The organism is Ralstonia sp. TCR112 (genome assembly GCF_007997035.1).
In the GTDB taxonomy this organism is placed as follows: Bacteria; Pseudomonadota; Gammaproteobacteria; order Burkholderiales; family Burkholderiaceae; genus Ralstonia; species Ralstonia edaphi.
On the sequence record NZ_VOSS01000007.1, the window covers coordinates 19,303 to 30,115 of the forward strand.

7 protein-coding genes are annotated in these 10,813 nt (G+C 57.1%); 1 reads left to right on the forward strand and 6 read right to left on the reverse strand.

Going from position 1 to position 10,813, the window contains the following annotated elements:
• Positions 1 to 101: 101 nt before the first annotated feature.
• The gene (locus FUT88_RS03085; protein WP_147213768.1) at positions 102 to 869 is read right to left on the reverse strand and encodes a hypothetical protein; all 768 of its coding nucleotides are present in this window, start codon (positions 867 to 869) and stop codon (positions 102 to 104) included.
• 1,244 nt (positions 870 to 2,113) lie between these two features.
• On the opposite strand from FUT88_RS03085, the gene FUT88_RS03090 reads away from it, so the two are divergent.
• Positions 2,114 to 2,455 carry a hypothetical protein gene (locus FUT88_RS03090; protein WP_147213769.1) on the forward strand — a complete coding sequence of 114 codons (342 nt, stop codon included), beginning with the start codon at positions 2,114 to 2,116 and terminating at the stop codon, positions 2,453 to 2,455.
• Between the two features lie 62 nt (positions 2,456 to 2,517).
• On the opposite strand, the gene FUT88_RS03100 is transcribed toward FUT88_RS03090, so the two are convergent.
• From FUT88_RS03100 to FUT88_RS03120, 5 genes are all read right to left on the reverse strand, one after another.
• Entirely contained in the window at positions 2,518 to 2,802 is a 285-nt protein-coding gene (locus FUT88_RS03100) for an H-NS family nucleoid-associated regulatory protein (RefSeq protein ID WP_147213770.1), read from the reverse strand.
• A gap of 248 nt (positions 2,803 to 3,050) precedes the next feature.
• Positions 3,051 to 5,162: a hypothetical protein gene (locus tag FUT88_RS03105; protein WP_147213771.1), complete on the reverse strand. Its 2,112-nt coding sequence runs from the start codon at positions 5,160 to 5,162 to the stop codon at positions 3,051 to 3,053.
• 416 nt (positions 5,163 to 5,578) lie between these two features.
• A complete protein-coding gene (locus FUT88_RS03110; RefSeq protein ID WP_147213772.1) occupies positions 5,579 to 7,027 on the reverse strand; it encodes a TolC family protein in 1,449 nt (482 codons plus the stop codon).
• Positions 7,017 to 8,360 carry an HlyD family type I secretion periplasmic adaptor subunit gene (locus FUT88_RS03115; RefSeq protein ID WP_147213773.1) on the reverse strand — a complete coding sequence of 448 codons (1,344 nt, stop codon included), beginning with the start codon at positions 8,358 to 8,360 and terminating at the stop codon, positions 7,017 to 7,019. Before FUT88_RS03115 ends, FUT88_RS03110 begins: the two co-directional genes overlap by 11 nt.
• On the reverse strand, positions 8,357 to 10,528 hold the full coding sequence (locus FUT88_RS03120) for a type I secretion system permease/ATPase (RefSeq protein WP_147213774.1): 2,172 nt from the start codon (positions 10,526 to 10,528) through the stop codon (positions 8,357 to 8,359). Before FUT88_RS03120 ends, FUT88_RS03115 begins: the two co-directional genes overlap by 4 nt.
• Between the last annotated feature and the right edge of the window lie 285 nt (positions 10,529 to 10,813).

The window sequence follows — 10,813 nt, forward strand, 5'->3', positions numbered from 1 at the left end:
CTTGGTAGCTGGGGAAAGCTGACATCGACAGTTCAATTCACTGCCTACCCTCCAGTCGCCTAGCCGAACGAGATGGCTACATGGATTAGCGCCAAAGATCGTCACTTCCATACCTTCGCCTCCATGTTGAAAAGGTCCCAATCAACATCGAGTGCGCCGACGAACACCAGATGCTTAGCAACATCGCCCAAGGCCTCGACTAGTGCGTAGTAACTGCACGGCAGAAGCGATGGAATCAATTTGAGGGCGTGGTCGATTTCCATCCTTGTAGGAATGCGCCTGTAGCTGTGATGGACAGCCGTCAGATGCCGGAGCGCTACGTCAGGTGGCAGCTCACTGCGATCGACCAGCGCATAGTCAACGCCGACGCGCGCCAGAAAACCGGCGACCCAATCAACCTTCTGCCGATAGGCATCGCTGAGGTGATCTCTGTTGTGCTTTAGCTCTCGCACAAAAACCCGTCCCTCGTCGTCCCTGATCAGGAAATCCGGCACATGAGAACGCCCCCCGGGGATATCAATGCAGACGGCTTGGGTACGATATGCAACGACACTGGGATGACGCTCCAGGCATAACGCGTACGCTTGCTCGAGCCGGCTCTCAACGGGTACATAAGCGGAGAAGTGCCCCGGCGGTGCGTTCTTTTTGCTGGGAAAAAGCGACGAACGGGATTGACCGCGCTTTCCCAGCTGTACCTTGCGGACGCCGTGCAACCGCACAGCCAGATCTGGTTGTCGGGAGAATGCGCACCGAACACTTTTAAGGAAGTCCTCTCGAAGGCCCCACTCTTCCGTTCCTCGGATACGGAATGCGGCGTCAATCCTTGCTAAGGGATTTCTTGATGTGAAATCGAGCTCAATGGCTTGCATGATCTGAACTACAATTCAGTAGTCTTTGGTCGAGCCTGTTCATGGCTGGACCACCAATTGGGCGCCTGCCCATCTGGCTCATCTTTTTGGAATGAGCGAAACCATCCAGCGCTTTCATGAACGCTGGCCCGGTGCCAGGTTTAGTGCAAATTCACAGGCAAAACCTCTCCCCTCCCGGCTACTTTCAGGATTGGGGCGGTTTAATGCTGCTCGTGCACTGGCCGGCTATTTAATTGCGGCAGCCGCTAGGCTTCTCTCTTAAATCATTACTCCTCCTTCCTGCGCGTAGCTCTAGCGCTTAGCGAATAGACTTAGTTCTTCACAAGCACAATCAGTGATCGTGACGTCATCGCACCAACTGCGTGACGACCGATGTCTTGGAAAGAACACACTACGCGATCTTTCCGGCGTTTCTAGCCCCCACGAAGGTTGGTAGCTGATTTCAATTTCTCCCTTTGTGCTACTGAAGAAAATCGAAAGCGAACGCTAACATCGAGCTAACAACGACAATCTCCGCGTAAAAATATTTCTATTGAACAACGATAGCCGATAGCACCATCGGCAGAGACATGACGCTGACCGCTCCACACGCTGACTCTGTCAGGGCGCAGCCAGACCCCCAACTCTTGGTGTCGTAGGGCTTGAACTAGGGGGATCGCATTCTCGAGAAGCGACCGGTGCGAACGGCGTGTCGCGTGCGGTCGATCAAAGACATGAGGTGCCGGCATGACCCCTCCCACGGATGTAGGACGCGGAGCCGGTATGGGTGGCTTCTGAACTGATGTTTCAGGCGAGACAAGTAGTATGTGTTTTTACGTGCCGCCTACTTCCTAGTTATAGCTAGCCATCCCGATGATGCAAGGGCTTTCTTCATATACCAGCCCGTAAAAAATGAAGTAGCATGTATAAATACTCACCATTGACTACGTCACGGAGAGAGACGGGAACGGTATGCGCACAAACGGACTGGCCTCACCGCACAAGCGCGAGTCACGCCTCTTCGCAGGCACGGTCCTTTTGCGCTGAAGGAATGCTGGAAAGGTGGCTTGCTCTGTCCGAAAGTTGTCTACAAATTTCGGACCGGACATCAAAAGTGAAGTCATGCCAGCAGGACTCCGAGTGAAGACGTGTGGCATACGGTGCATTTCTGGCCCTGGTTTGTTTTGCTGTACAGCAAAACCAGCGATATTCGCTAAGCCACTTTCGCAGAACGGCAAAAAGCCCTCGCGGCATAGGAAGGGAGCATGTCGAACCGCATACCTACCGACTTCCCCCGCGAATCGCCATTCGGATCCGCGCCGGGTGCACAGCCAAAGCTGTTGGTACGGCTTGTCGACGGCCGGTACGTCACCGGGCTAACCGAAGAGGAGCGGCTGGAGCGATACGAAGTCTGTGAGGACCTGGCGCAACAATTCGTCAGCTACTGCTCGCGCAAGATTGCTGAGAATCGATCATTGACTCACGAGATGTGCCTAGCTCGCGCACGTAAGGGATTCGCGCTGAAGGTGCAGCAAGGCGAATGGGACTTCTCGCCGGCAGAGCAAGATTGGGTGATGAACCGGGCTCGGCGAATTCTTGGCTGGTGATCAGACCGAAACGGCAACACCGAAGCCGCTGCTTACAGCGGTCTCCACGTACTCACCAACCGCTATTTAATCAGGAAGCGGTCGCGATTCTTGCCAATCCAGGCAGGTGCACGACCACGACCAGACCAGGTTGCGCCGGTCTTGGGATCCATGTACTTGGGCGCAACGATCGTGCCCTTACGTTTCTTCCCTTTGGTCGCAAGGCCAAGGTCTTCTGCAGTCAAACCGTACTCTTGGACGATGTGACGAACTTGCTGAATTGCTGCCGCAAGCTCGATCTGTCGTGCGGCCTCAAGCTGCTCTTCAAGCTTTGCCTTCTGGGCGAGCAAGTCTTTATAGGTTGCCATTAATTCCTCCGAAGTATTATTGCCGGGCAAGGATATCGGAAGTTCTCAATCACTCACAGTAATTCCATTGTGTCGAAATATTTTTGCCAAACGGCTTGCCTATTTTTTTCTGGCAATCAGATACGGTCACTCGCAAGCTGCGGCCTACTACTCTCCGGCGCCAGTTGCCAGGACCCGAGCGGCATACCAGCAAAGCTCGTGTACGCGCCCCGGTGAGCAGCAAGGACACTCCACCGCCAACCACCAGCTCAAGCCCACTTTGTGTGCCGATCAACCAACGTCGCATCATCTCTGATACGAGCAAAGGGTGTGATGACCTCTCTGATCATGATCCGATCCGAATCGGACAACCAGGCGTCGGTGTCATCAAGCAATTCGAGCATCGCTCGAAACACATTGTCCGCGACGGCGCAGTTTGCGACCACCCGGCCCTGCATAACATGCCGGTGAATCGCGTTGATGAGATCAGCGTGGTCTGCGAAATTGCCGTCGAGCCCAAGCTTCGAACCCGCGTAACCGACGTATCCCCGCCCGCCTTGCGCAAGTACAGCGGTAGCGTGGTAGAGCGCCTCGATCTCGTGCTGCTGGATATATGGCTCAGGCGCTCCAACAGCATGAAAGAAAGACTGCAGTGCCTGTATAGAATCATGAATGCCCCGCGACCAGTGCCCATCCTGGTACAACGCGGGCTGGCGCAGATCACGAGCGACAAACAATTCATCGAGGCGCTCAGCGAACGCCCGCGCCTCCCCTGCATGGAGTATGCGTTTCAAGCGTTTTCCGAATTGACGCTCGTAAACACGTCTCTTTACCTCAGGAAGCAGACGCTCGCGCAACCATTGATATGCGGTTTCACACGACCACCAACCACGTGGTGAGAACGTCTGCTCCGGTTGCAAGTCGTTCGGTTGCCACAGCAGCACAACTTCGCGATCGAATGAGAGCCCTTCAATCTCGGTAGCGTAGAACACACCGTGATAGCCGACGTCGAAGTGCTTGCCTCCCGTTTCGTGATAAGGCTTTAGAACTTGCCGATTGCCATCGAACATGTGCCATTCCGTGGTGCCATTCGAAACGTCGTGTTCCTCCGCAAATCGCCCTATCTCGTGCCAGACATTCGCATTGATGGCAGCGAGAGCAACCTTCTTGCCCCCGGACATCACGAACGGAAAACCTGCTGCTGACCATGTGTCCTCGAGTGCACGAAGAGAACTGCGCATCGTTTCAGTCAGTATGTCAGCCACTGCCGCAATTTCCCGAACGCCGTCCTCTTGAAGTGAAAGGCGGCAATTCGGTAGGTCGACGACAAAGTTGTTGCGATTGTGGGGCATCGCCCCAACAATGAATCCGCGATTCTGGTACGTCAGTGGAGCCCCCGATCTGAACAAGAACCGCTCGAGCAACCAGTTGTGATCAACCGTGAGTGTAATTCCCTCCATATCCGGTCGATTAAACGTAATTGCTGCAGAACCACGGGTGAAACGCCTATCTGGAAGAATTACGCTCAGAGAGAACCACGGTCCATTGAAATGCCAGCTGTTACCGTACTGGTCGATTTTTCGATAGGTTCCGTCGATAACAAGCGTTGATCCTACTGTCCCAGAGCCCACGCTCCGATGACGCTGAGACACATCGTTAGACTCAGTATGATCTTTCGAGTCGTCCGCAGTCGGACTGGCATCATCACCTAAGGTGGATCGGGCAACTAGCATACGTGCCCAGTTCGCTACACGTTCTCGCGGATCGAAAAATGCCTTGCTAACCACCTCGTAGAAGGCGACCCGTTCCATCCATTGATTGGCGAAAAACGCAACGCTAGGCCAAGGAAAAAACTTAGACAGGATGTCGGGGTAGAGTTGAACCTTCAGCGTAAGATTGTGCGCTGTCCATAGATCACCATCTATTCCGGCTTTCTTTAGCCGCTCTTTTTCAGTCTTCCAGCGCTGCGCCAAAGCGGCCCCGATGTCCTGCTGCGCAAGAATGATCGTAAATTTTTCGGCGGAAGCCGCCCAATCGCCCGTGAGGAAAGCATCCACCGCTTCCGTTAGTTTCGTCGAGCTGAATTCCCCCCAGGCCTTGCACTCGAATACACTCAGTTTGCTTGACTGTTTCTCACCAAAGGCAAAAAGATCAATCCCCCCCTGCGCTGTTCCGTTACCACCAAGGCGTTTGCAGCCGACCAGAGTCTGATCTTTTTTAAGCAGCCACCAGCAAAACTGCTCAAACGTTGACGCAGGCATTGCAGAAAAATCCAGAAGGGGTTCTCCCACTGGCGACACCTTGTTGACAGCAGAAACCGCTGCATCTGACCGCAGGTGCTCTGGCCACTCCTGAGGGACATCATGAGGGTGCTTACTCATCGATCTCAACCTAAAAATATTCGGTCAGTTAGACCAAGCTACGGTTACTTGGGCCGGTCCGTTGACTGCCAGTCGTACCTCGAACGCCACTCCGATCCAATCTTCGGCGTAGTTGAAAGCGCACTGTCGATGCGTATAACTCATGTTCGAGAAACGAATATCCGCGCTATGCCGATAGTGCCAGCACTTGGTCGGGATGCACTGTAGTGGCATCGCGCGCCCCGCATAGTCCACGATGCCTGACGATCTACTGTTTCCACCACGCGCGGTGCCCCGCATCGGCCTGCTTTCGCGAAAGTACAATTCAGCAACTCGCACCCCATACGGGTTCCGCGGATGTCAGAACTTCCATCGATATGCGGTTGGTATCCACGTGTGCTCAGGACCTTACTATTTCGCAAGCTGTCGAAATTGGTTCACTGAAGATTCGCGAGCCCCAGCACTCCGGCCGTTGCCATCAACCGTAGGCGTGCCGAGCGCCATTCCGACACGCACCTCACTCTCTCCTGCAGTGCATCCGAAAGAGCAGATTGCGTCGATAGCAGTTCCAGAATGTCTGCCGCGCCTTTTGCATATCGCCTCTCCGACGACACGAGTGCTGCCTGCGCCGACTTCAGTAGGGTGTCTGAGGCCTCCAAGTTACTGAGCGCAGAGACTGCATCCGCATGCGTCTTGACCACGTCCGAGAGTATTTGGTGCTCGGTATCCTCGTACTGAGCAGCGCTTTGTTCCACTTGCGCGGCAGCACCTTGGACCTTATACGTCCGAGCGAAGCCTTCGAATAATGGGACCGTCAGCGTGACACCGACGGTCGTGACCGTCGAGCGTGTCCCTTGTAGCCCTTGATTCGGGTAGCCGTTCTGGTACACATTGCCAGTCAGATCGATGGTGGGTAGACCTTCGTCCCGGACTTGGCGCACCTTGGCCCGCGCCGCATCCAGTTGCGCCCGTGCCGCCGCGATGGCCGGATGTCGCGTCATGGCATCATCCAGCCAGCCCTGCAGATCACCGACCCCGTCGGTGGATGACACATCGCGCGTCTCTGCCAGTTGAATCGGGGCGCCAGGTTTCAGGCCCACTGCATAGACCAGCACGGCGACAGCCTTGTTGTCGTCCGCACGCGCCCGCTGCTCTGCAAGCTGCGCCTTGGCAAGCGCCGTGCGTGCCTGCAGCGTGTCGCTCTGGCCTGCGGCACCTTTCTTCTCTCGTCGTTCGGTTGCATCCAGCGTGTCTTGCGCGAGTTTGGTGGCCTCAGCTCGGGCAGACACCGCCGCGTGTGACGTCAACACATCGAAATAGGCGCCCACCACAGCGGCAAGCGTCTTTTGCAGTGCTGCATCGTGAGATGTCATCGCGGCGACTAGCAAGGCGTTCGCTGCCTCACGATTCGCTGCTCGCGTACCGAAATCGAAGATGCGCCAGTTCAGACCTGCATACAGCGTATGCCCATCCGTCGAGTTGTTGGCCTCCGGACGACCAGGAAACTCGTTGCGCGTATGCAACTGCGACAGCGTTGATGTCACCGTCGGCAAGTAGGCGGCACGCGCCTCGCCCACGGCCCCCGCTTGAATCTTGATCGCAGCCCAAGCGGCCTTAATCTGCGGATTGTTGCATAGCGCCAGATCGACGGCCTCACTGAGCGTAAGCGGGTGCTCCATCGCTGTGCCCGATGGGCACACGATGGGCTGCCCATCGCCAGGTAGTACCGCACCCCGGTCCAACACCGGAGGGCGTGCGTAGAGTGGATCGTCAAGACGTGCAGGCCAACTCCATGCCGATGCTGGATTTCCGTACAACGACATGAACCCGCAGGCGACTCCGTACAACAGCGCTTTAGTAGCGCGTTCTCCCACCTTACCGCTCATGCAAACTTTCCTGTCCGTGCTGGATCAGCGGAGAAAGCACGTACTCGATGACGCGCCGCGTTCCAGTCTTGATATCTACTGTCGCACTCATGCCTGGAGTCAGCGCGACTTGCCTACCATCGACATCCAGCGTGTTCTTGTCGAGGGCAACCTTGACCGAGTAGATCAGGCCCTTTTTTTCGTCCTCGATTGCGTCGCGCGACACGTGGGTGACGTGTGCCGGCACCGTGCCGTACTTCGTGTATTCGAAGGTGTCGATCTTGACTTGGGCTTCCTGCCCCTCCTGGACGAAGCCGACGTCCTTGTTCTCCATGAACGCCTCAACTTCGACCACGCTCTGCTGCGGCACGATTTGCATCAGCGGTTGTGCGGCCGGAACGACACCCCCGACCGTGTGAACGGTCAGCTGCTGAACCGTGCCGTCTACAGGTGCAACCAGCTTGAGCAGTTCACTGTGCACACCAGCACGCTTGGCATCCTCTGAAGACTGCCCCAACACCTTCTTGGCCTCGTTCAGGCTGTCTTGTGCAACCCGCCGTGTTTCCGCCGTCAGCGCGGCTTTCTGGTTGCGGGCGTCGATGAGTTGGCCCTCAAGATCCACGCGCGCCTGCTCCTTCTCTAGGTAGGCGTGGCGGGAAACATCGTGACTGCCGGCGAGGTCGGCGTAATCCCGGGCCCGCTGAGTCGCGAGCGGCAGTGCTTCTGCATATCGGCGGATTTCACCGTCCAAACGTGTGAGCTTGGCGGTGTAATCGCGCCATTGGTCTTGCAGGTATTGCTGCGCCTCGCGCCAGCGCTCGATTGGTACCTCGTCTATCGGTGGCAAGACCGGCGCCTTTGCGCGATCAATGGCGTCCAGCAGCGCACGGGAACGTGCGGCCTGCAAGCGCGCCAGCTGCGCATCGCCGACTGCCTTGTCGCGTTCGCTGTCACTCGCGCGGGCATCGAGTTCGACGAGCAGGTCGCCAGCTTTTACCACCTGCCCCTCTTGGACGTGAAGAGCATGCACGCTGGCGATTTCCACCGAGGCGATCGTCTTGGTCCGTCCTGACGGCACGATCTTGCCCTGTGCGTTCACGATGATGTCGATCTTGCCCACGATGGACCATACGAGCAGCACAAGGATGAGCAGCATCAGAATCCTGGCAACCCAGCGTCCAGCCGGAGAGACCGGCCGCGCCTGCAGCGATAGCGCCGATGGCAGGAATTCCGCCTCATGCGGCATGAACTTCGGCATCGTGATGGCATGTCGATGCTGCCAGGCGTGGCGGAAGGCAGCACCATAGCGCCGCCACAGGTCTCCCCACGCTTGCATGCGATGGCGCACACTCATACCGCACCTCCTTGCTGGAGGTTGTAGAGGTGGGTATAGATGCCCTGCGGGTTTTTCAGTAATTCCGCGTGGCTACCCATTTCGGCGACCTGGCCTCGCTCCATCACAATGATGCGGTTGGCTTCTCGCACGGCAGACAGGCGGTGCGCAATGATCAAAACCGTGCGCCCTTGGCAAATGCGGCGCATGTTGTCCTGGATGATCTTCTCTGACTCGTAGTCCAGCGCACTGGTCGCTTCGTCGAAGATCAGGATGCGAGGGTTGGTGATCAACGCGCGTGCAATGGCGATGCGTTGGCGCTGCCCACCGGACAGCCCCGTACCGTGTTCGCCGACGACCGTGTCGTAGCCTTCCGGCAGTTCGCAGATGAAATCGTGGGCACCAGCCAGCTTCGCCGCTTCGATAATCACTTCGAGCGGAGCGGCCGGATTGGTCAGCGCAATGTTGTCGCGAATTGACCGGCTGAAGAGGGTGTTCTCCTGCAGCACCACGCCGATCTGCTGGCGCAGCGATGCGGTATCGATAATCGCGATGTCCTGACCGTCGATCAGAACACGGCCACGCTCCGGCACATACAAGCGCTGCACAAGCTTAGTCAGCGTGCTCTTGCCAGAGCCAGACCGGCCAACAATGCCGATTACTTCACCGGGTGCGATCGCCAGGGAGATCCCACGAATCACGTCGGGTGCGTCGGGCCGGTAGCGAAACGCCACCTGATCGAAGCCAATGGCGCCAGCCAGCTTGGGCAGGCGGGACTTCTGACCAACGACTTCGGTACGTGCGTTTAGGATGTCACCCAACCGGCTCATGGAGATGCCGACTTGCTGGAAATCATTCCAGAGCTGCGCGAGACGCAGAATCGGGGATGAGACTTGGCCCGCGAGCATGTTGAACGCCACCAGTTCACCCACCGACATCTTGTGGTCGATGACGAGGCTGGCACCCCACCACATGATGCCGGCCGTCACCAGCTTGCTGATGAGGGTCACACCTCCGCTGGCAATCGTCGCCACGTTAGTGACGGCGAGGCCTGCCGTCACATAGGCCGCCAGTTGCTGGTCCCACTTCTGGGTCCAGCGGGGCTCGACTGCCATTGCCTTGACGGTATCAATGCCGCTGATGGTCTCGACAAGGAAGGATTGGTTCTCCGAGTTCCGGTTGAACTTGACGTTCAGCCGGGCGCGGATGATGGGCGTGAAGATGGCCGACAGCGCGATGTACAGCGGAATCGAGATCACCACGATCAACGTCAGCCAAGCGCTGTACCACAGCATCACCGCCAGAAAGATGAAGGAAAATAGCAAGTCCAGCACGACCGTCATGGCGTTGCCGGTCAGAAAACTGCGGATGTTCTCCAATTCCCGCACGCGGGCCACCGAGTCACCCACACGCCGCGCCTGGAAGTAAGCCAGGGGCAAGCTCAGCAGATGACGGAACAGACGCGCTCCCAGCTCGACGTCGATCTTGCTACTGGTGTGGGCAAACACCCAGGTCCGGATGCTGGTGAGCGTGACTTCAAACAGGACCGCGCAGATTAAGCCAATGGCGATCACGTTCAGCGTCTTCATGGCGTGATTGACCAACACCTTGTCCATCACGACTTGGAAGAACATGGGTGTAACCAGGCCGATGATCTGCAGAGCGAGGGAAACCAAAAGAACTTCGCCCAGCAGCTTGCGGTATTTGACGACCGCCGGCACGAACCATGTGAAATCAAACTTGGCCATGTCGCCGGCAAAACTTGCCTTGCTGGTACACAGGATCAGTTCACCGCTCCATGTGGCGAGAAAGTCCTGCAGCGACAGCACGCTGGGCGGGTTACCTGGGCGTTGAATCAGCACACGCGAGGAGTCTCCGGCCGCGTCGTACTTACCGAGGATGAAATATCGACCTGCTTGGTCAATTCCGATCGCGGGTAGCGGCGCGCGGTCCAGCCGATCGGCAGACTGCCTGACCAACTTGGCAGTCAGGCCCAATTGTTTCGCGGCCAGCAGCACGAGTTGTGAATCGAATCGACGATGGCCGAATTCATGGCGGAGTTGTGCCTCGTCCGCCGCGACGCCGTGCAGACTGGCCATGATCAGAACGCACGCAAGGGCGGTGTCAATGTCAGGCGGCGAGCCACTATCCGGGGTTGTGGATGTGGGATGAATGTTGGTTTGAGTCATGTACGTCTCACCGAACGCAAGACAAAAGCTTGGCGCGGTACATCGGTCGCAAATCGGAGCAAAGAAGAAGGCGGCCCTATAAGCCCGCAGTAGGAGTGGGCGGGGCGTCTTCAAAGAAAAGCCAGACACACAGCGGCACTGATTCAGCCCGCTATGCGTAGATCACAGACCTCCCCAACCAGCAGCTTGCAACCGGACAAACCGGCTGCAGTGCTTCATGTAATTTTTCTAACGACACTCGACACCAACGACTGAATAGAACACAGGGCAAAAAGCTCGACCACC

Coding starts and splice junctions, on each gene's coding strand:
- FUT88_RS03105 (WP_147213771.1), bottom strand. CDS start 5,162: ATGAGTAAGCACCCTCATGATGTCCCTCAGGAGTGGCCAGAGCACCTG.
- FUT88_RS03090 (WP_147213769.1), top strand. CDS start 2,114: ATGTCGAACCGCATACCTACCGACTTCCCCCGCGAATCGCCATTCGGA.
- FUT88_RS03110 (WP_147213772.1), bottom strand. CDS start 7,027: ATGAGCGGTAAGGTGGGAGAACGCGCTACTAAAGCGCTGTTGTACGGA.
- FUT88_RS03100 (WP_147213770.1), bottom strand. CDS start 2,802: ATGGCAACCTATAAAGACTTGCTCGCCCAGAAGGCAAAGCTTGAAGAG.
- FUT88_RS03120 (WP_147213774.1), bottom strand. CDS start 10,528: ATGACTCAAACCAACATTCATCCCACATCCACAACCCCGGATAGTGGC.
- FUT88_RS03085 (WP_147213768.1), bottom strand. CDS start 869: ATGCAAGCCATTGAGCTCGATTTCACATCAAGAAATCCCTTAGCAAGG.
- FUT88_RS03115 (WP_147213773.1), bottom strand. CDS start 8,360: ATGAGTGTGCGCCATCGCATGCAAGCGTGGGGAGACCTGTGGCGGCGC.